The sequence below is a fragment of the Sporanaerobacter sp. PP17-6a genome, from assembly GCF_900095615.1.
In the GTDB taxonomy this organism is placed as follows: domain Bacteria; phylum Bacillota; class Clostridia; order Tissierellales; family Acidilutibacteraceae; genus Acidilutibacter; species Acidilutibacter cellobiosedens.
Genome location: NZ_FMIF01000025.1, coordinates 26935 through 49933, shown reverse-complemented (window position 1 = coordinate 49933; position 22999 = coordinate 26935). Strand labels below are relative to the sequence as shown.

Below are 22999 nucleotides of genomic sequence, written 5' to 3'. Positions count from 1 at the left end.
CAGATAGTAAATTAAATTGTCTGTTCGGTTCTTTCAATGATATCATCTTGCGTCGTCTTAGAAAGCACATTGAAAAATGCGGAATAGCCTGCGACACGAACAATTAAGTCTTTATGCTTTTCAGGATGTTTTTGTGCGTCTATTAGAGTCTCTTTAGAAACTACATTATACTGTACATGGAATCCGTGTAATCTGTCAAAAAATGTCCTTATCAGAGAAACCAATTTCATTTTGTCTTCTTCTTTCTCCAATATTTGAGGATTTACTTTTTGATTTAATAAAACGCCACCGGTTATTTCTTTGACAGGAAGTTTTGAAACCGATTTAAATACAGATGTTGGGCCATTTTTATCCATGCCATGGGATGGAGAACATCCTTCAGCTAATGGGGTAAATGCGTTTCTCCCATCCGGTGTAGCTATAGTTCCGACTCCCTGACCTACATTAGCAGAAATCGAAGACGTTCCTGCATATCGGATACCGCCTATTGGGCCTCTGCCATAACGTGTATTGGGATATTTTTTCACTTCATCAATATATGAATTATACGCATCTACAACTAATTCATCCACATAATCATCATCATTTCCATATTTAGGTGCATCATTAATAAGGATATTTTGAATTTTTAAACCTTTTTCTCCTTTAAAATTATTCATCAATGCATCCCAAAGCTTATCACGGGTAATCTTTTTATCTTCATATACACATTTCTTAATTGCAGCTAACGAGTCCGCCAAATTCGCAATGCCTACTTGAAGACCGCTTATAAAATCATATACTGCACCTCCTTCTTTTATTGTTCTTCCTCTTCCGATACAATCTTCGGTAAGGGCAGAACAAAGAACATCAGGTACGTCTTTTTCCAAAACCATATCACATGCATTCTCAATTATTACACTATGCTTTGTAAAATCCCTTATAATTACATCCCAAGCACGTTTAAGAGCATCATATGTCTCCATATTTTTAAAATGTCCCGTACCTTTAGTAAGCTTTGTCCCTGATTCCGGATCTATTCCGTCATTCATAGCAATCAAAAGTGATTTTGGAAAATTTAAAAAACTCATTCCGGTACAACGGTATCCCCATTTCCCCGGTACAGCAACTTCTACACAGCCTATGGCACTATAATTATAAGCGTCTTTTTCTTTTACACCTTTCTCAATTAAAGAAGGAATAATGATTTCATCATTATTAAAAGCAGGCATACCAAATCCCTCTCTCATAACTTCAATACATTCTTTCATAAACCTATCATCAAGCCCTTTATGATAACGAACGGTAAGATTCGGTTGTGGAAGTTTTGTTTGTGCCACACTCTTCAAGATAAGATAGGACAGCGGGTTTACGGCATCTTCTTTATCCGGTGTTTGCCCTCCTATTGTTACATTTTGATATAACGGACTTCCTGCACTGAATTGAGTATGAGACCAGCTTCTTATTTTATTAATAGTCATAGTTTTAATCCACAAATTCGTGAGTAGCTCACATGCACTGTTTTCCGTAATAAAATCGTCTTCAATATCCTTTTTATAATACGGATACAAATATTGATCCATTCTCCCATAAGAAACGGAATGTCCGTTAGATTCAATTTGTAGAACAAGATGAACAAACCACATGGATTGAATAGCTTCATGAAAAGATCCGGCAGGTTCATATGGAACCTTATTCATAATCCTTGAAATTTCACGTAACTCAGACGCTCTCTTGTTATTTTGTTCCTTTTTTGACATCTCATCAGCCAAATCCGCGTATCTTTTAGCAAAATCAGAAACTGCATCGATTACAATAAAAACCGCCTGATAAAAATAAAATTTTTTTAGATTTTTATAATTTGTTAGATCTAAATTTCTCATCATAAATTCCGTTTTATTCCTATAAGATTTTAAACCTTTATGCATAATTTCCCCATAATTAACTGCAATATGACCATCTCCGGATGTAATATTCCCTTCAGCTTTAATAATACCTAAGTCATAAAAAAGTTTACTATTCGGGGGTATTGCTGCAAGCCCACGTTCTTTCGTCGTATTATGCTTCCAAAATGGTGCAATATCTCTTAATTTCTGTTTTGTTTCCTCTGTAATATAAAATACATCTCCGTCTCTCTTTTCAAAATCATCTAATTCATCAATCACCCAATCCATAGCATATTCCGGAAATATCGGAGCAGAACGATTAGCCGATGCTTGATTGCCTACAAGCAACGTATCATTCTCAATAAAAATAGTCATACTTTCCAAAATATTTTTTAACATATAAGCCCTTTTTAATATAACTGGCTTGTCCTGATATTTTCTATAACTCTCGGTAGTATATATAGCCCTTTCGGCACATACATAAGGTTTAGCATTTAATACTTCTTCCCTAAAATGATTCATTCTGTCTGTTAATTGTCCAAAATGCTTGCTCATTAATATTTCTCCTCCTTACGTAAATTTTTACAGATGTTATTCCTTCATAACTTATTTATATAATAACATATTTGGTTACTATAATCAATGTTTTATTTTCATTCGTAAGTTAATATTTTACGTTAATAATCATTTATAATTTATACTACCTTTATTTCTACATTTCGAATTTAAGTTTTTAGTTAGATTTTACAGTCAAAACCATTGTTTATAAACACCTTTTTATAATCAGCAAGATCCTCAGTGTGAAGTTGCGGTACATCCTCCATTTCATATTCTCTTTGAAGTAGTTTATATTTTTTCTGGCCAAATTGATGAAATGGCAAAAGATTTACTTTCTTTATGCCAATTTTATTTAATAAAGTACTAAATTTCTCTGCATCTTCTAAACTGTCATTAAAATTAGGTATAACAGGTATTCTTATTATTATCTCTTTCCCTCTATCTACTGCTGTCTTCATGTTTTCAATAATCAAAGCATTGTCTACTCCTGTACCTTGTTTATGTTTTTGGGGATCATAATGTTTCATATCAAATAACAACAGATCAACATTTTCAATAAATTTCTTAAAAATATCATGAGAAGTAAAACCTGTAGTTTCAGCAGCTCTGTGAATCCCATATTTATTAAGCTCTTTCAATAATTCGATAGCAAAATCAGCTTGATAAAGGACTTCTCCTCCCGATAAAGTTACTCCCCCTCCTGATTCTTCATAAAAATCCATGTCCTTTAAAACTTCAGACATAATTTCATCTACAGTTTTGTATTCTCCTTCCGTATCAAAAGCCTTCTTAGGACATATTTCCGTACACCTTTTACATATAATACATTTATTTTTGTTAATTACTTTAATCCCGTTTTCTTCATAAATTGCTCCTTGAGGGCAAGTCTTTATACACCGTTTACAACTTATACATTTAGAAGCATCCCATGTTATTTCAATATCATTTTTTTGTGATTCCGGATTAGAACACCACAAGCATCTGAGAGGACATCCTTTAAAAAATACAATCGTTCTGATGCCCGGGCCATCATGTATACTGAACTTCTGAATATTAAATATTAAAGCCTTTTTACTGTTCATGTTTTCACCTCCAATGCCATTATTCTATAAATAGAATAATTCATTTTTTAATAATTGTAAATATATTTTGTTTCGTTTATATATATTTTTAATTTCATTGGTAATCATTTTATTACAAAAACAGACAGTTTGATACTCAAAACCTGTGTTGTACTATAGAATAATTTATGTTATAATTATTTTTGGTACCTCTAAACTATAAATTACGGAGGAAAAATAATGGATAGGCTTACAAAAATATTAGATTTGGTAAACAAGTACAAAAAAATAGAAGTGTCAAAGTTGTCCGATGCTCTTGGTGTTTCGCAAGTAACAATAAGAAAAGATTTGGACGTATTGGTAAAGAAAGGCCTTATCTCCAGAGAACATGGATATGCAACTTTAAATGAAAGTGATGATATCAATAATAGATTATCAATAAACTATGATATAAAAAAGAAAATAGCACGTTCAGCCTTAGATATAACTTCAAACGGAGAAACCGTTATGATTGAATCAGGTTCTACTTGTGCTATGTTTGCAGAAGAATTAGCAAAAAATAAAAAAAATATTACTATTATTACAAACTCTGCTTTTATTGCTTCATATATTCGTAAATACCCTGATTGTAGAACTATTTTACTTGGCGGAGAATATCAGAAGGGATCATAAGTAAACGTAGGTCCTATAACAAAAAAATGTGCTCTTGAATTTTTTGTTGATAAACTTTTTATAGGAATCGATGGGATTTCAATGAATGCAGATTTTACAAGCAGTGATCTTATGAGAGCAGAAACTGTAAAGGCCATGACTACATCTGCCAATCATGTTATTGTGTTGACAGATTCAAGTAAATTCATGCAGCGTGGTTTAGTCAATCTTCTTAGTTTTGACGAAGTAGACTATTTATTTACGGACACGGATATCCCCGATGACATAAAATGTACTTTAGAAAACCATAAAATCAAATTGAATACAATATAAGTTTATGAAATAATAAATTACTCTTAACCAGGCAAGGATTCTTATAAAAAAGACATTATTCAGCTTTTACGATATTTCCATCATATTATTCTTCCCATTTCTCAAACCCATAAGTTTAGTGTAAATCAACTCAACAGTATATAAATATTTATGATCAGGTATCCAAAAGAAAAGGGACTCTATTTTGAGCCCTTCTTTGTAGAATTAACTGCTCCTGTAATGGAAAATGTTGACCATATAATCACTATAATTAATAATAATACCCCACTATCTATACCAGCTAACCAATCTGCACTATCTGCAACAATAAATATAAGTATTCCGATTGCTATAATAAACATTATAAAATAGCTTGTACCTTTAACTACTCCTTTAATTATTTTTAATAATATACTATTCGAGTCCTTTGTTACTTTATTTATATAATCCCACAACATTATTAATACTATTGATAATATTAAAGGGACTATTGTTACAAATAAAGTATTTTTAATTGAAAAATCATAAAATAATACACCAAAAATAATAACACCTTTACCCACTTAAGTCCCCCTCACTATTTTTATTGATACTTTTATTATAAATTACAACAACCTGTGCTTGCCCCACTGTATTCTGCTAATCCAATAATTTTAATACTTCTTCCGGATAATGATTGATTTTAATAAACATATTTTGCAGAGCTTGCTTAAGTATCATCTGTTTTGTATATTCTAAAATCTCTCTTGCCATATCTACATCCTTGATTCTTGAATTGGCCGCAGTTAAATTCTCTTCATAATTTTCGTTATTGTGAATAACAGAAAACAATCTGTTTTGAACCGCTCCGATCCTTCCTCTTTCACCGGATAAATAATCCATGGCATTGTCTATTCTTATTAAAGCTTTATTTGCATAGCTTGATTTATGAATCGTAATAGTATTTATTCTCATCAATTCGGTTGAAATTCGAAGCTTGTCAAAAATTAACGTATCCCCCGAATTGGCACCTATCTGAAAGTATTCCGGTTTATCAAATTCTCTGCCTCCTACATTAAAAAATAATGTTCCTCTGGCATTTCCTCTAATACCGTCTATTGTATTACCTCCCACTTCATTAAAACTTAACTTTAATCTGCCGTCGTAATAAGATGCCGTAATATTCGTTGATTTTTCTTCCAATTTCTTGTTTATAACATTCAACAATTCTTCAGAAGAATACTTTTTTTCTTCCAAAATAATAGTTTTGGTTTCTCCGTTAATATCCATTATAAAAGTGTCATTAATTCCTGATTTTATGTCAGCTCCTTTGCTTAAATCCACAACCCCTACCGCGTGAGTCGGACTCGGCTCTCCTTGCGCCCTATAAAAAACAGTATAAGCAGCACTTCCCCTAACCCCGTCAATTATATAACTGCCATTATCGTTTATACCGTCTTTACTCTCATATTTAATTACTAATTTATTTTCATCATCTATGGCTGTACCGCTGTCGACTCCGCCTATCTGCACTTTAATACTATTTGATTCGTATCCTTTCTTCAATAATTCTTTATTAAGTTTACTTTGAATTTCGGCTGCAACAGCCCCAGAGGAAGTATATTTACCGGGATCAATGTGTAGTTTAAAAGTTTCTGTCCTTGAATTATGATGAAAATCAAAAATCAAAACATCATTTATATATGGGTGTATTGTTATTTCTTTATTCAAATTTTCCCTGCCGACAACATACGTAATCTGCTCATCTTTTGAATTAGAATATCCCGAATAAGAATATGGCTGAAGTTTAGATATAACTTCCTTTTCAAATACCATATCATAAAAACCTCCGCTAAATTTATTCAATTTATAATCAGCTCCAGGCTCTTTGATATTTAATCTTATCTTGGAATTAACCAAATCAGCAGATATTTTATCATCAGATAATCCTTTCTCTCTCAATTTATCTTTAATTTTATTATTTAATTCCGAAACTAAGTCATTTGTATCTGTATACGTTTTCTTCTCCAATTCAATATCCAATTTATATTCATTATTCTCATCCTTATTTCCATCCGTATAAACAAAAGACAATAAGTTATTTAAATCATCAATTACAAAATCATTTCCTATATCTGTCCTTCCAATAATCGAATAATTTGTAGTTACTCCGCTATCGCTATTGGCAGGTTTACTGTATACGATTTTTGCCAATACGGTACTGTATGCTGATCCCCCTATATTTCTAAAATATTGTCCATTTCCTTTACTTACAGTAGTAAATACAAGATTCATTCCATAGCCAGAATTTTCTTTTAAACCTACATCTATATTTTTCCCCCTCAGCTTATCATTTATCATAAAAGACAACTCTCGGGCATTAAAACTTCCATGGTCTAATATAATCTCCATGTCTTCCCCGCTCATATTAAAACTTAATTTATCATTTGTATTATCAATATTGACTCCATTTTTTAAATCCGCTCTTCCCGTTAAAACAGCAGGGGTTTCTATAACCTCTATTGGCCCTACTATTCCTTCTTCCCCCTCCACTATTTTTGTTTCTCCTTCTTTATTCTCCAATACGTCAAAGTAAGATTTACAGAATAAATATTCAAACCCATTTGAATCTTCCGAAATACTTATCTTGCCTTCTCCGATTTCACTATTATTAATGAATATCGCATATTTATCATCTTCAGATGGCCCCATTAGCTTAGCTGTTGCATTAAGTTCCCTTTCCTGCAATTCAAAATTTATTTCACTAATTAATTCATCGCTATTATAACTTCCCTCTTTTAATTTAATCGTTTCTGTTTTCCCGTCAACAGTCAATTTCAAAGTATCATTATAATCTTTCTTTATCTCTGCAATTTCACCTATTACATACTTTCCTTCTATGGTTGCCTGAGTCACCTTTCCAAAATTTTCTATGGGATTAAGTCTATATCTCTCTTCTCCTACGAAAAGATCATTATATGCAGAGGAATACGGGTCCAATATAATTTTACTTTTACCGCCAAAATAGTTACTTTGTATTCTCAGATTGATTTTGCCTTCCCCAAATGAAACTCCGTCAGCAATAATTCCTATTCCCTGCCTTTCCGCCTCGTCATTTATTCTTTTTATTATTCCGTCTGAAGTATAAATTTTGCTGTTTTCCTCTTCGTCCAATAAATTTATGACATTAAACCCAACTTCATCATCTACCTTTAGTCTAAGGGTATCATTTATACCTTTCTTTACCTCAATCCCATTTTTTAAATCTTTCCTTCCTACTACATACCCTTGGTTTTTTGATATATAGCCGTATTTAGCATTATCATATAATACGGATGTAATTCCGTCTATTTTAATCATATTTCCGCTTAATCCTGTAATAGCATATTTACTGGAATATAGGGCGATATATTTATCCAAGTATTTTATAGCTTTTACATCATTTTCCCCTTTTGTTTTTAATTGAACATTAATAGTATCAATTAATTCATCTATGGAGTACCCTCCCGATTTAGGCAAAAAACTTATTGTACACCCTCTGTCAGCTCCGATATAAAAATTTAATTTATCATTGTTACCGGGAATGATATTCAACCTTCCGCCTTTTATAAATTCGGTTACACCTATTACCATTCCCGGTGGGGTACCCATATGATAGTCGTAAAATAAAAAAGATAATCCGCCTTTTATATAATCAATGTTTGAACTGTTTTCGCTTTGAATGGATATTCCGTTTTCTTCAGTCAAATTAATAATTAAATTTGGATTTTTCTCTATCAATTTATCATCTATAATATCTGCGATTTCACCGATTGTGTAATATCCTCCCTCTAAAAATATATTTGTAATATTCCCATCTGCGGATATTTCCAAATCATTATTAAATCCCTCTGAAATTTTTATTATCTGATTAAATCTTTGATTTCCTTCAAAACTGCAAAATGAGGATTCATGAAGTTCAAATAAAGATTTTGTATTCCATTGGGATTCCTTGCTGATTTTAGATATGGAAATCTGCAAGGCTCTGAATTCTGTTTGTAATTTTTCCCTGTCTTCATCCGTTAATGTCTCATTTAACGATTGTACGGTTAATTCCCTCATCCTTTGAAGCATATTTTGAACCTCGTCTAATGCACCATCTCTTGTTTCCATCATAGAATAGGCATCCAATGCATTTCTTTTCGCCATTTTCAGTCCACGTATCTGACCCCACATCTTTTCCGATATACTTAAACCGGCAGCATCATCTGCTGCCGTATTTATTCTTCGTCCCGAAGACAGCTTATCTAAGGATTTCTCCAATATCTTTATATTTTTTTTGTCATTGTTTAAAAAGTTAATTCCCAAAATATTATTTTGTATATACATAAAGATCCCTCTTTATAAGTTATTTCAATAATCCATTTTAACATAGTACATTTAGCCTGTTTTTTCCGAGACTTTGGTCCCACTATTTTGTATTTCGGCAAAGATTATAAAAAGTTTAGCCAAAAGATGAAATAAAATCAACGGGACATCATACTATTTCTCACATTGTATAGTACTATTAATCGAATAATTTCACTATTTTCCCTAAAAACACACTAAAGAACCTTTTTGCCCGATATATACAGTAAATATCGAATATTCAGAGCATTAATTTAAGCTATACCAATATCAACTCATATAAAAATAATCAATTTGATTCATATATAAAGTAATTATACAATAATTGTGGGTTTAACTATTGAAAAACTAACAAACATAATAGGAGGGAATAACAATTAATATGAAAAACAAAAAATGGATAATATTGTTGCTTGCATTAGTTATGTTAGTATCAACGGCTTGTAGCAATAAAGAAACGGCCAAAGATCAAACTCCCGTCGATACATCTAAAGATACGGCACAGGAATCAGCAATTCCGAAAAAGAAAGACGGAGGAACTTTTATATTTGGAATAGGGAGTGACCCTAATGTAATGAATCCATTATATGCAGGGGACAGAGTTACAATGACCATCGATAATGCATTGTTTTCACCGCTTTATGTTACTGATGAGGAAGGGACACATTTCTACTTAGCTGAAAGTATTACACACTCAGATGATTATTTGACCTATACTTTAAAATTAAAACCAAATCTTAAATGGCATGACGGAGAAAATTTAACTGCAGATGATGTGGTATTTACATTGAATTCCATTACAGACGAAAAGCAAAATGCCAATGACATAGGTTCCTTTGTAATAAACGGGAAACCGATAACAGCTAAAAAAATAGACGATTTAACAGTAGAATTTACATTGCCGGAAGTTTCAATGCCCTTTGAAAGCAGTTTAGGCGATATGCGTCCTATTCCAAAACATATATTTGAAGGAGAAAAGGATTTGGCAAAAAGTGAAAAAAATCTAAAACCGATAGGTTCTGGACCATTCAAATTTAAAGAAATGAAAAGCGGTGAAAAGGTAGAATTGGTTAGATTTGATGACTACTTTGGCGGAAAACCTAATCTTGAATCAATAGTATTCAGAGTAATAGCTGATCCAAATGCTGCAAATACAGCATTACTAAACGGTGAATTATCTGCCAGATATATAACTACAGCAGATGTAAACAAGTTCAATACAAATGAAAACTTCGATGTAATTATTTATGATGAAGGTATGCTAAACAATATGGTATTCAGATTAACTAATAAAAATTTACAGAATAAAGATGTAAGAAAAGCAATAGCTTACGGAATAAATAAAGATGAAATAATAAAGGGAGTTTATAAATCAGAAAAATATGCAAAAAAAGCATATTCTTTGTTTGTACCGAGCACAAAATTTTATACCGATGATGTAGAAAAATATGACTATAATCCGGAAAAAGCAAAGGAACTTCTTAAAAAAGCCGGAGTTGAAAATCTGAAATTAAGACTGGCATATATGAACTCAAGCAAAGAAGACGAAGAATACGGGCTTATTATGCAGCAACAATTAAAAGAAATTGGTGTCGAAGTGGAACTTATCCCAATGGAAAGAGGAGCATTTTATGATAAATTACTTGATGCTTCCAATACGGATTTTGACTTAGCATTTAACGGCTATGTAATGGGCGTGGAACCAAACGGATATAAACCGTTATTTTTAGAAAAAGACTTTAATAACTTCATGGGATATGTAAATAAAGAATTAGATAAAAAATGGGAAGAAGGCATAGTTGAAACAGACGAAGCCAAGAGAGGCGAAATCTACAAAACTATTCAAAAACAATTAATAGACGATATGGTAGTATATCCAATAGCTTATCCGAATTCGATTGTTGCAGTAAACAAAAAATACGGCGGAATCGAAGAAGCCAAACCGGTTCCTATATTTATGTTCAGAGATCTCTCTAAACTTTATATAACGGAATAATTTAAATAAAAATCACAAAAGTAAACTTAAACTTAAGTTTACTTTTGTGGTTATATTAGGAGGAATTTTTGTGGTAAGAATGATTATAAAAAGAGCAATTCAATCGATACCAATGATGATTGCCATATCCATAGTTTCATTTCTTCTTATAAAATTAGCTCCAGGAGATCCGGTACAAGCCTATATTACTCCTGAAATGGGACCTGTACAGATAGAAAAAATAAGAGAAAATATGGGGCTTAACAAACCCATACATATACAATATATAAGATGGCTAAAATCTGCACTGAAAGGCGACTTGGGATATTCATTGGTGAATCACAGACCCGTAGCAATGCAAATACTTGAAAGACTTCCCGCAACTTTAGGTCTCATGGGAACCTCTTTAGTAATCTCTATGATTCTGGGAATTATAATAGGCCTTATCTCAGCGGCAAATCAGAATAAAATCTTTGATAATATAGCTGCTTTTATTTCTTATATCGGTATATCCATACCCAGTTTTTGGTTTGCAATGATGTTGATATATTTGCTATCTTTAAAATTAAATCTTTTGCCAAGTATAGGAATGAGAACTATAGGAATACATACTACCTGGGATTTAATAAAGCACGGAATAATGCCCACGATTGTTTTGAGTCTGCAAAATATAGCCACAATTACCAGATATATCAGGTCAAGTACCATATCCCAGCTAAAAGAAGATTATGTAACAGTTGAATATGCATCAGGTGCCGGCAGAAGGGAAGTATTATACAAATATGTGTTGAAAAATTCGATTTTACCTGTAATCACAATATTGGGTATGTCTCTGCCGGGATTGGTATCCGGAGCTTTCATTACAGAAAGCATCTTTGGATGGCCTGGCATGGGACAATTGGGAATCAAAGCAATATTCGGCTATGATTACCCTCTCATTATGGCAATTACTATGTTCTCATCCTTTATACTAATTATAGGGAACTTATTGTCGGATATATTATACGGTATTGCAGATCCAAGGATTAAGGAGTTGAAATAATAATGAATGACAGATTAAAGGTAAATTTAAAATATCAACTGAAACAAAATAAATTAGGAATTATAGCTTTAATAACAATATTTATATTAATAGTCGCATCTGTATTTGCATTTCTATCTCCCCATGATCCAAATAAAATTGACGTAATGAATAGTTTGTCATCTCCCAATAAAGAGCATATATTTGGTACAGACGAAATGGGAAGGGATTATTTTGCACGTGCGTTATACGGAGGCAGAGTGTCTCTGACAGTTGGTTTTCTTTCCATGATAATATCAACAATAATAGGAACTATAGTTGGAACAGTAAGCGGTTACTTTGGCGGGAGAGTTGACAGTTTAATTATGAGAACCATAGATATACTTATGAGTATACCTACGTTTTTCTTAATACTCATACTAAATGCCTATTTAAAACCCGGAATTCAAAATATCATTATCATAATAGGCTTATTCAGTTGGATGGGAATAGCAAGAATTGTTAGGGCCGAAACTTTATCGGTTAAAGAAAGAGAATATGTACTGTATGCAAAAATTATAGGGGAAAAATCGAATATTATTATACTAAAACATATTATACCAAATATTTTTCCTACAGTTATAGTGGCATCAACCTTAAATATTGCAGGAGCAATTCTAACAGAATCATCTCTGTCCTTCTTAGGATTAGGAGTACGTCAGCCAAATTCCTCCTGGGGTAGCATGCTTAAATATGCCCAAGGGTATATTGGTGATGCACCATATTTGGCATTATTCCCCGGGATATTAATATTACTTACGGTACTTAGTTTTAATATTTTAGGAGATGTATTCAGAGTCGCATTTGAACCTAAGGCAAATAATGATTAGGTAAAAAAAGGAGGAATTAATTTGAAAGAACCCTTATTAAGTTTGAAGGATTTAAAGGTCTCCTTTTTCAATAATAGTGGTGAAATTAAAGTAATTCGCGGAGTTTCATTTGAAGTGGGAAAAGGAGAGGTCATTGGAATAGTCGGAGAATCAGGAAGCGGAAAATCCATTACTTCTATGTCCATAATCAAATTACTTAAAGGAACAGGGAAAATTACAAATGGGGAGATTATATACAAAGGAGAAAATCTTGCAGATAAAACCGAAAAAGAAATGATGAAAATCCGTGGCAATGATATAGCTATGATATTTCAAGATCCTATGACTTCACTTAATCCGGTATTCACGGTAGGGCATCAAATCTCTGATGTAATAAGGAGACATCAGAGATTAGGAAAAAATGAAGCTAAAAATAAAGCCATAGAAATGCTTCGAATAGTAGGAATTCCTTCACCAGAGGAAAGATACAATAATTATCCCCATGAATTCAGCGGTGGCATGAGACAAAGAGCTATTATTGCTATGGCATTAAGTTGCGAACCGGAATTACTTATAGCGGATGAACCTACTACGGCTTTGGATGTCACCATTCAGGCTCAAATACTGAAATTATTGATGGAATTAAAGGAAAAGATGAGCGCCTCAATTATTTTAATAACTCATGATTTAGGAGTAGTAGCTAACACATGTTCTAAGGTAATAGTTATGTATGGAGGACTTATCATGGAAGAAGGAACTGTGGACGATATATTCTATAATCCCATGCACCCATATACAAAAGGTCTGCTTCAATCCTTACCAAAGAAAGGTACAGAAGGAAAGCAAAGGCTTATACCAATAAAGGGTAATCCTCCTGATTTATCTAAGACAATCGAAGGTTGTCCTTTTTCGGGACGATGTCCTTATGTAATGAATATATGCAAAAAACAACAGCCTAAATATTATGAAAAAAATAATCATAGGGCTATGTGTTGGATTTTAGATAAAGGAGATGAATATAATGGAAAATAAGGAAAAGGAAAAATTAATAGAAGTAAAAAACTTAAAAAAATATTTTCCGGTAAAAAAATCATCTTTCATAAGTAAACCTCAATACCTAAAGGCTGTAGACAATGTGAGCTTCCATATAAATGAAGGAGAAACTTTAGGATTGGTAGGTGAATCCGGCTGCGGTAAATCTACCACAGGCAGAAGTATTATCAGACTCTTTGATATAACAGATGGTGAAATTCTCTATAGAGGAAAAAATATAGCTAAATTAAAGGAGCCGGATTTAAGGCTTTACAGAAGAAAAATGCAGATGATATTTCAAGACCCATATGCATCTCTCAATCCGACTTTAACTGTACAGGATTTAATTTCCGAACCTTTGGATGTTTATCATATAGGAAGTAAAAAAGAACGTAAAGAAAGAGTTTTAGAGCTATTAGAAAAGGTAGGGCTGGGAAAAAGCCATATGGATAGATACCCTCATGAATTCAGCGGAGGACAGAGACAAAGAATAGGTATAGCAAGAGCATTATCAAGTAATCCTGAATTTATATTATGTGATGAGCCTATATCGGCTCTTGATGTATCCATTCAGGCACAAGTAGTCAACATGTTGGAAGATTTACAAAATGAAATGGGATTAACATATTTGTTTATTGCTCATGATTTATCTATGGTAAGGCATATATCCCATAGAATAGGGGTAATGTATTTGGGTAAATTGGTTGAAATAGGAAATAGTGATGATATATATAAACATCCCCTTCATCCTTACACTCAAGCTCTTTTGTCATCAGTTCTTGAACCTGATCCAAAAATGGCTAAAAAGAATTCAATCATAACCTTAGAGGGAGATGTACCCAGTCCCCTTAACCCGCCATCAGGCTGCAAATTTGTAACCAGATGTAAATATAGAATGAAGCAATGTCATGAAATAGAACCAAAATTAATAGAAAAAGAATCGGAGCACATGGTAGCCTGCCATTTGTATTAAGACCGTGGACAGGCATGTAGACGAATGCCTTGTCCATCAGTCAGATTAGATTTAATTCCCGCTTAAATAGAAATATCTATATTTCCTCCTATATTAGGATTTACAGATTGCTGCATAATTTTTGTGGTTGTTTCCATCATTTTAGTCAAATCTGTACCCTGCATTTTTATTGAATCCATAGCCATTTCCATGACGGATACTCCTACTTCTTGGTAGAGTTTGGATTGGCTTAGGGCTATGGATAGAGATGGTATGTCCATTTTATCAGCTCCTTTATTTATTCTGTTATTCTAAAATTTTTTTTATTTGACGCGCTTTTTCTATTCTTTTTTACACTGAATATCGGACTTCAACCTATCAATTATCTTGGAAACAGAATTTTGTAATGCATGGCAGCCTCCCAATATTCCTATCGCCATATTTTTTTGAATAATTAGATTAGCTTTTACATTATCCCTTGTCAATTCATTCCCTAACATTTTTATCCTGCTCGCCGACATCATTATAACAGGTTGAAACATTGTTCTTGAAACGCCGTTGGATATGCAGAGCTGTTCCAATTTTGCTGCTTTATTCAATTCTTTTAATATCTTCTTTATATTATCTCTTTCCTTTATTTCATTCAATCTTATTATCTGTTCTTCTGCTTCCCTCCTGATATCATCAAAATATTGATATAATTCTTCAATTTTTTCCAAGGTCTTTTTATATTTTTTTTCATCAAACCTTCCTTCAGGAACAATATCATAAAGCGGTATAATTTTCTTTTTACAATATTTATTTATTACATCATCTAATTTCATAGATTGAGCACCTTTAATTAATGCACCGCCTTCTGTAGCATTTATATATTCTCTCCCGCTGTTGTCGTTTGCTATTTGAAGTTCATACCAAGTCAAAAAGTTTTTGAATACTCTATTTGTAGGAAGTTCTTCTCCATTCATACCCCTTACAAATACTATATCCTTTTCTTCTTCCAAATTTTTTTTAGTCCTAACTTCCACATCTTGAGAATGAGTAACACCCTCTGAAGTATAGGCTAAATCCTGACCTATAAATACAACGGGATCAGCTCCTATATATTTAACAAAAGAAAAGGCCACATGAGCACAGGAAGTTCCCATACTCAACAATCTATTTTCATTTAATATATCATTATTTATCCATTCATTGATTTTTTCATATTTTTTTAAACAAATAAGTTTTTTATTATCCCTTAATTCATGAAACAATTCTTTTTTCACTACGGGAGGGCCTATAAATACAATTCTTTTATCTATATTTTTATCTTTATAAAATTTTTCATAAGTTGCTTCCCCTCTCTCAATACTAACCACTCCATCCGGAACAATTCCACGCTTTTTCAATGTCGTAAGTACTGCATCCGTTGCAATAATAAGGCATTTACCTTGAGCCTCTTTAAGCTTGTCAACATTCTTATCAAGAGAAGGGCCTGCAGAAACTATTATCGCCGGGACTTTTTTATATTTATCTTTAATTTTTTCTATACTCGGACTCTCAATTAATTCTTTTATATTTTCAAAATTATTTTCTATTCCTATTATGGTATCTTTCATATCATTTCCCAACATAAAAAATGAGTGCTTAACAATATCCATAATCTTACTATTCATGCTGTTTATCCATTTCCCATATATTCTATTATAGGAAGGCAGTATAACATATGTTAAGTTCCCCAAAAGAGGCATAGTATTAAAAGCAAAGATTTTGTTGTTGAATAATGTCAATATATCATCTTCACTTCCGAATAAAAACAAAATATTGCTTCCAAATATCTCTCTAAAATCTTCATTTTTAATATATGTAGATATTACGCTCATATCTTTTTCTATAACAAAAATATAGCTTTTACTGCTGATTCTCTTCTTCAACTCTTTTATATGATATCCCAACCCTAAACCATAAACTAAATATAGTGCATCCCTATTAAAATCTATATTTTCCAAAACAGAATCAACTTCTCTTTTAATATTATATTTACTGTGCATATAAACAGACTTCCCGTTTTCATCAATATACTTGTATGTATGAAATCCGTCCTTTGTTTCCTCTATATTAAAAGAATCAGACAATTTTATGTTGTTATATCCCATAAGTTTTAGTATTTTAAAATTGTTATTGATTATATTGATATCCATTTTATCAGTCCTTCTATATATAGTTCTTTAAATGTTATCGGTAATTTTATGTGAAATATTTATAAAAATTATAAAAAAACATCAATCAGCCAAGATCAAATTAAGATCTTGGCTGATTAATGTTTTATTTGGCTGATCTTCTTTATATTTCCCTTTCAAGCGGAAATGTCATGCAATGAGGTCCGCCGCCACCTTTTAATATCTCAACTAAATCAACGGTTATAACTTCTATTCCCAAAGCTCTAAGCTGTTTATTTACCTCTTTATTGTTGCTAAATGTAAGAACCTTATTGTTTCCAAGAGCTTGAAGATTGCAGTAATGTCTATAAACTCCCTCTTGGTTTACATTAATCAAAGTAAATCCTCTTCTTTCCAACATCTTCAAAAAGAAATCGGGAATGGCTTCTTTACATACAACAGCCGTTTTTTCAGCTACAATATTGAAGCACATATCTAAATGGAGATTTTGTCTTAAACATGGAATTCCTATCATATTGTACCCTATTTCAGCCACTTGTCTTTTTACATTATTTAGTCCATCCCAATCAGTCCTTGCCACAACTCCATGAGCCAAAGTATATTCATCAAGCATCCAAAAATCTCCGCCTTCATAAGCACCCGCAGTACATCTTGCTATATTAGGTACTCCAAGTTCTTTCATCTTTGCTTCGTAAACTGCTGTTTCTCCCTTTCTGCAAGGCTCTCTGAAATTGCCCATTATAAATCCTTCCGCAACCATTCCTCCGAAATCTCTTGCAAATACTTCATAAGTCAATCCTGGTGTGGGGTCCATCATCACAACTTCTACACCGTTTTCCCTATAAGCTTGTGCAAACTCCTCATGTTCTCTCAAACATGCTTTTTTATCAGCTTTTTGCCCTTTTTTCAGCCAATCTTCAGTTATAACATTAATAGGCTCAAATTCAAAATATGTTGGTGGGCAAAGCAAAACCTTTTTTAAAACACCTGTAGCATTTCTTACATATTTCTTTTCCATAAATAACTCCTCCTTTTATATTTTAAAATAAATACCTTAGCCATTTAACTTTTTTCATCCCTTATAATTATCTGTTTACTTATATCTCCTAAAATCATTTTGTACTTTTCATCTTTTGAAACGCTCTTGTCTCTAAAAATATATAATATTGTCCCTAATGCTATTAAACCGATAAGAAGAAGATATTCACTCGGCCATGCCAATGAACCGGGACTTGTAGGAATCAGTATTATGAGAAGTAATATTAAAGCTATTATCAATCCAACATATCCTGCCAGTTTATCTCCGGGCATCTTTGCAGGCCTGTCTAAATCGGGCTGAGTTTTTCTTAGCCTTAATACAGATGCTAAAGTAGACCCCCACAAAACTATATAAGCAAAGGAAGCCACATCAATCAAAGGTATTAAAGCTGCACTACCAATGAATGGGGCAATAGAAGCTATAACTGAAACAAATATTATTGTAAATGTAGGAGTCTTGTATTTGGGATGGACATATGCAAACTTTTTTGGTATCAATCCAACTTCTCCCATAGAATACAAAAGCCTTGTTGCTCCATAGAATACTGAATTATAAACTCCTATTACTCCCACACATGCTGCTAGTATAAGAAGTATACCAAATATAGGGGCGCCAGCAGATCTCATTGCTGTAGCAAATGGCACGTCAGATTTCAATAAATCCCTCCATGGAACAACCCCAGCCGGTACAATTAACGTTATTATATACATACTTATAGAAAAGATTAAGGAAATAACAACAGCAGCGCCTACTTTTTTTCTTGAAATGCTTAGATTTGCTTCCTCTGCGCCTTTTGATATTGTTTCCCATCCTGCAACAGAAAAAGGTAACATTACAAGTAAACTCAGGGTCCCTTTAGACATGGGTTTTATAGTCAAAGGTTGTAAATTTACAGAATTAAATCTTGTTAAACCCACTATCGTAGAAACAATAACTAAACTTATGACTGTAATTGTCGTACCTGTTTGAAATTTAGTTGATATCTTAACTCCTTTATATTGAATAAAAGCAATTCCCCATATTACCGCTAAACCTAAAATAATTAACGGTACTGTAACATTAAATCCACTGATCGTATACAATGTTCCTACTGTCTTTACCGAAGGAAACAAATATCCTACCATTTTTGTTATTGCTATTGATTCCCAAGCACAAAGTATGATATTAACTACTGCGCCAAACCATCCTGCTATCATTCCTGCGAATCCTCCAAAGGCAAGATAGGAATATACCATTTCTCCTCCTGCCAAAGGAATCATAGGCACCGCCTCAAGGTATGACAATGCCAGAGGTAGTTCCACTACAAGGCAAAGAACAAAGGCAATTATTGCATTGATTGGTCCTCCTGCAGCATTAAGCCATGTTCCGGTCATTATTAACCAGGACGCTCCAAACACACAGCCAATACCCATTCCTAAAAATCCAACAAAACTAATAGATTTAGACAATTCTTGCTTGTCTTTAGCTGCTTTATCATTTAAATTTCCCATGGTTCATCTCCTTTCATAGTTTTTAGATTTCATCTATTTAATTATTTAATTTTTCTCTCTTTCAATTATCTGCTTACTTATATCACCTAAAATCATCTTAGCCTTAATATCTTCTGAAATATTTTTATCTCTAAAATGATATAATATTATTCCCAATACTATTAAACCGACAAGAAGCAAATATTCACTGGGCCAAGCTAATGAACCCGGACTTATAGGAACCAATATTACAAGGAGTAAAACTATAGAGATTATAAGGCCTCCATATCCTACAAGTTTCCCTCCTGGCATTTTGGCCGGCCTGTCCAAATTAGGCTGAGTTTTTCTCAGCCTTAATACAGATGCTAGAGTGGAACCCCACAAAACTATATAGGAAAAAGCGGCAATATCAACTAACGGCATAAACGCTGCCGTTCCAATGAACGGAGCAATGGAAGCTATAACTGAAACAAATATTATCGTAAATGTAGGAGTCTTGTATTTGGGATGGACATATGCAAATTTTTTTGGTATCAGCCCAACCTTTCCCATGGAATACAATAACCTTGTTGCCCCGTAGAATACTGAATTACACACACCTATTACTCCTATACATGCTGCAACTATGAGAAGTATGCCAAATACCGGATATCCCACTGATTTTAGTGCAAAAGCATAAGCAACATCCGTATTTACTAATTTCTGCCATGGTACAATACCTGTAGGTACAATTAATGTTAAAACATACATGAATATAGGAAATATCAAAGAAATAACAACAGCAATTCCTACTTTTTTCCTTGAAATGCTCAGATTCGCTTCCTCTGCACCTTTAGCTATATTCTCCCAACCTGCCAAAGAAAAAGGTAATATTGCCAGCATACCTAATGCCCCCTTTGATACAGGCTTTACTGTCAACGGTTGCAAATTTGCAAAATCAAATTTAGTCAAACCCACTATTGTAGAAATAATTGTTAACCCTAACACTGTTGTCGTTGTAGCAGTTTGAAATTTTCCTGATATTTTTACTCCTCTGTAATTTATAAAACTAATGGTCCATATAACTCCCAGGCTTAAAATCGTTAACGGTACTGTAACATTAAATCCACTGATAGTGTACAAGGTTCCTACTGTCTTTACCGAAGGAAACAAATATCCTATCATCTTAGCTATTGCTAAAGACTCCCAAGCACAAAGTACAATATTAACTACTGCGCCAAACCATCCTGCTATCATTCCTGCAAATCCTCCAAAAGCAAGATATGAATATACCATTTCTCCTCCTGCCAAAGGAATCATGGGCACTGCTTCAAGATATGACAATGCCAGAGGAAGTTCTACTACAAGGCAAAGAACAAAGGCAATTATTGCATTGATTGGTCCTCCTGATATATCAAGCCATGTTCCGGCCATCACCAACCAAGAAGAGCCAAATATACACCCGATACCCATCCCCAGAAGTCCGCTGAAATTCATAGATTTTGATAAATCTTGTTTACCGTCAATTTCTCTGTTATCAGCTAAATTTTCCATATTTCAACTCCTTTCACTTTAGTTAAAAATAAATTGTAATACCACATATCAAGTGCTAAAAAAATCATTTTAGCACTTGATATGCAATTTAATTATCTTTAAATCATGAAATCAAAGTTCCCGATTTACCTTCTATTGCATTAACTGCCTTTTCCAAAGATGTTATAATGCACTTTCGCCCTCTTTTTGAGGTTACAAACTTAATAGCCGCCTTTATCTTGGGAAGCATACTTCCAGGAGCAAACTGTCCTTCTTTTATATATCTTTTAGCATCATCAATATTCATTGAATATATAGGTTGTTGATTAGGTTTATTAAAGTTAATGGAAACGTTATCTACTGCGGTTAAAATCAATAATATATCTGCGTCTATCATCTCTGCAATCATTTCAGAAGTTAGATCTTTGTCAATAACTGCTGATACTCCCTTAATACGATTATCTTCTTTTACAACTGGAATTCCGCCACCGCCGCCAACTATTGTTACTATACCTTCACTTATCAATAGTCTTATTGCATCTTTTTCAACAAGGTTTACCGGTACCGGAGAAGCAACAACTCTTCGCCATCCTCTTCCCGCATCTTCCTTCATAATATATCCCTTTTCATCCGATATTTTTTTTGCTTCAATTTCATCATAGAATGGCCCTATTGGTTTTGACGGAGATTCAAATGCTTTATCATTCTCATCAACAACAACTTGACTTATTATAGTACACACTGACTTATTTATATTTTTTGTATAAATCTCATTCAATATGGACTGTTGAAGCCAGTATCCTATTTCCCCTTGGCTCATTGCGCCACACACATGTAAAGGCATTGAGGGAGTTCTGGAACTATTTGATATTTCATTTTGTATAACTATATTCCCTACCTGAGGTCCATTTCCATGAGTAATGATCAACTCATAATTTTTTTCCAAGAGTTCAGCTATTTTTTCAGCCGTTTGTTGGCAAGCCTTCATTTGTGATTCAAAAGTTGGCGAACCATCGACTGTCTGCAATGCATTTCCTCCGAGAGCAATAACTATTCTGTCTCCCATGACAATTCTCCTTTTTATAATAAATAGTAAACCTTATTAAAGGGAAGTTGCAACTAATACCGCCTTTACAGCATGCATTCTGTTTTCTCCTTCATCCCATACTACAGATTGAGGTCCCTCAATAACTTCATCAGTCATATCTTCCCCTCTGTATCCTGGTAAGCAATGCATAAATATTGCATCTTTCCTTGCCTTGCTCATTGCTTCACTGTTGATTTGATATGGCATAAAGTCTTTAATTCTCTGTTCTTTTTGTTCTTCGTTTTCTCCCATACTATGCCATGTATTTCCATATACTATATCAGCATCTTTCAGTGCCTTATCAAAATCATCCGTAAATACAATCTTAGAACCTGATAAAGCAGCATGTTTTCTTGCCATTTCCACTATTGAAGGCTCTGCACCATACCCTTTAGGTGTAGCTATATACATGTCCATACCAAACATAGCTGCTCCCAGCATTAATGAATGACAAACATTATATATGTCTCCTGCATAACAAATCTTGAGTCCCTTAAATTCTCCTTTTTTTTCACGAATTGTAAGAAGATCTGCTAAGCCTTGACACGGATGTTCCAATGATGTTAAAGCATTAATAACAGGATTTTTCATATATTTAGCAAATTCTTCTACTATTTCCTGACCAAAGGTTCTTATATAAAGCCCATCAAAATATCTGTCCAATATTCTTGCAGTATCCTTTATAGGTTCTCCTCTGCTTAACTGCATTTCATCCGGCCTCAAATAAAATGATTGTGCTCCTAATGCAGCTGCCCCCGCATGGAATGAATTTCTCGTCCTTGTTGATTTTTTTTCAAATATCATAGCATAACTTTTTCCTTTTAAATATTCATGGGGTTCTCTCATTGTCCACTTTCTTTTTAAATCTTGAGCAATGCTTAAAAGGTGTTCTATTTCCTCCTTAGTAAAGTCTTTAAATCCTAAATAATCCTTTCCTCTAAATTTGTCTCGCATTTTCTTCTCTCCTTCCTGTATTAAAGATTAGTATTTTTATATTCAATCTTTAACGATATTTTACAACTCTTCAGTACCTACTTACATACTCGTTTCCTACAATATAATGGAATATAAATTGTATGTTTCTACAACTAAG

16 protein-coding genes and 1 pseudogene are annotated in these 22999 nt (G+C 33.2%); 6 read left to right on the top strand and 11 right to left on the bottom strand.

What is annotated here, in order from left to right; all coding sequences use genetic code 11:
* Nucleotides 1-11 precede the first annotated feature (11 nt).
* Nucleotides 12-2420, bottom strand: coding sequence for a glycyl radical protein (locus PP176A_RS10495; RefSeq protein WP_071140431.1), 2409 nt, complete (start codon nt 2418-2420; stop codon nt 12-14).
* 182 nt (nt 2421-2602) lie between these two features.
* The gene (locus PP176A_RS10490; RefSeq protein ID WP_071140430.1) at nt 2603-3505 is read right to left on the bottom strand and encodes a glycyl-radical enzyme activating protein; all 903 of its coding nucleotides are present in this window, start codon (nt 3503-3505) and stop codon (nt 2603-2605) included.
* A 219-nt stretch (nt 3506-3724) separates the two neighbouring features.
* On the opposite strand from PP176A_RS10490, the pseudogene PP176A_RS10485 reads away from it, so the two are divergent.
* Nucleotides 3725-4468 (top strand): annotated as a pseudogene (locus PP176A_RS10485) (DeoR/GlpR family DNA-binding transcription regulator).
* A gap of 179 nt (nt 4469-4647) precedes the next feature.
* On the opposite strand, the gene PP176A_RS10480 reads toward PP176A_RS10485, so the two are convergent.
* Both PP176A_RS10480 and PP176A_RS10475 read right to left on the bottom strand, forming a co-directional pair.
* A complete protein-coding gene (locus PP176A_RS10480) occupies nt 4648-5010 on the bottom strand; it encodes a hypothetical protein (protein ID WP_071140429.1) in 363 nt (120 codons plus the stop codon).
* A 76-nt stretch (nt 5011-5086) separates the two neighbouring features.
* Nucleotides 5087-8794 carry a flagellin gene (locus PP176A_RS10475; RefSeq protein ID WP_071140428.1) on the bottom strand — a complete coding sequence of 1236 codons (3708 nt, stop codon included), beginning with the start codon at nt 8792-8794 and terminating at the stop codon, nt 5087-5089.
* Between the two features lie 400 nt (nt 8795-9194).
* On the opposite strand from PP176A_RS10475, the gene PP176A_RS10470 reads away from it, so the two are divergent.
* The 5 genes from PP176A_RS10470 (at nt 9195) to PP176A_RS10450 (ending at nt 14661) form a co-directional block, all read left to right on the top strand.
* Nucleotides 9195-10808 (top strand): ABC transporter substrate-binding protein, encoded by a 1614-nt coding sequence (locus PP176A_RS10470; protein ID WP_071140427.1) that lies wholly within the window; start codon nt 9195-9197, stop codon nt 10806-10808.
* Between the two features lie 79 nt (nt 10809-10887).
* A complete protein-coding gene (locus PP176A_RS10465) occupies nt 10888-11829 on the top strand; it encodes an ABC transporter permease (protein WP_234958908.1) in 942 nt (313 codons plus the stop codon).
* A 2-nt stretch (nt 11830-11831) separates the two neighbouring features.
* A complete protein-coding gene (locus PP176A_RS10460; RefSeq protein WP_143037683.1) occupies nt 11832-12677 on the top strand; it encodes an ABC transporter permease in 846 nt (281 codons plus the stop codon).
* Between the two features lie 21 nt (nt 12678-12698).
* On the top strand, nt 12699-13688 hold the full coding sequence (locus tag PP176A_RS10455) for an ABC transporter ATP-binding protein (protein ID WP_071140424.1): 990 nt from the start codon (nt 12699-12701) through the stop codon (nt 13686-13688).
* Nucleotides 13678-14661 (top strand): ABC transporter ATP-binding protein, encoded by a 984-nt coding sequence (locus PP176A_RS10450; protein WP_071140423.1) that lies wholly within the window; start codon nt 13678-13680, stop codon nt 14659-14661. The genes PP176A_RS10455 and PP176A_RS10450 overlap by 11 nt, the downstream gene beginning before the upstream one ends.
* A 62-nt stretch (nt 14662-14723) precedes the next feature.
* Here the strand turns inward: PP176A_RS10450 and PP176A_RS10445 are convergent, their stop codons facing one another.
* The 7 genes from PP176A_RS10445 to argF all read right to left on the bottom strand — a co-directional run bounded on the left by PP176A_RS10445 (nt 14724) and on the right by argF (nt 22860).
* Entirely contained in the window at nt 14724-14921 is a 198-nt protein-coding gene (locus PP176A_RS10445) for a YjfB family protein (protein ID WP_071140422.1), read from the bottom strand.
* 60 nt (nt 14922-14981) lie between these two features.
* The gene (locus PP176A_RS10440; RefSeq protein WP_071140421.1) at nt 14982-16820 is read right to left on the bottom strand and encodes a motility associated factor glycosyltransferase family protein; all 1839 of its coding nucleotides are present in this window, start codon (nt 16818-16820) and stop codon (nt 14982-14984) included.
* 142 nt (nt 16821-16962) lie between these two features.
* Nucleotides 16963-17817, bottom strand: coding sequence for a dimethylarginine dimethylaminohydrolase family protein (locus PP176A_RS10435; RefSeq protein ID WP_071140420.1), 855 nt, complete (start codon nt 17815-17817; stop codon nt 16963-16965).
* A 44-nt stretch (nt 17818-17861) separates the two neighbouring features.
* A complete protein-coding gene (locus PP176A_RS10430; protein WP_071140419.1) occupies nt 17862-19328 on the bottom strand; it encodes an APC family permease in 1467 nt (488 codons plus the stop codon).
* 45 nt (nt 19329-19373) lie between these two features.
* Nucleotides 19374-20840: an APC family permease gene (locus tag PP176A_RS10425; RefSeq protein ID WP_071140418.1), complete on the bottom strand. Its 1467-nt coding sequence runs from the start codon at nt 20838-20840 to the stop codon at nt 19374-19376.
* 103 nt (nt 20841-20943) lie between these two features.
* Nucleotides 20944-21885 (bottom strand): carbamate kinase, encoded by a 942-nt coding sequence (gene arcC / locus PP176A_RS10420; RefSeq protein ID WP_071140417.1) that lies wholly within the window; start codon nt 21883-21885, stop codon nt 20944-20946.
* 36 nt (nt 21886-21921) lie between these two features.
* Nucleotides 21922-22860 (bottom strand): ornithine carbamoyltransferase, encoded by a 939-nt coding sequence (argF, locus tag PP176A_RS10415; protein WP_071140416.1) that lies wholly within the window; start codon nt 22858-22860, stop codon nt 21922-21924.
* Nucleotides 22861-22999 lie beyond the last annotated feature (139 nt).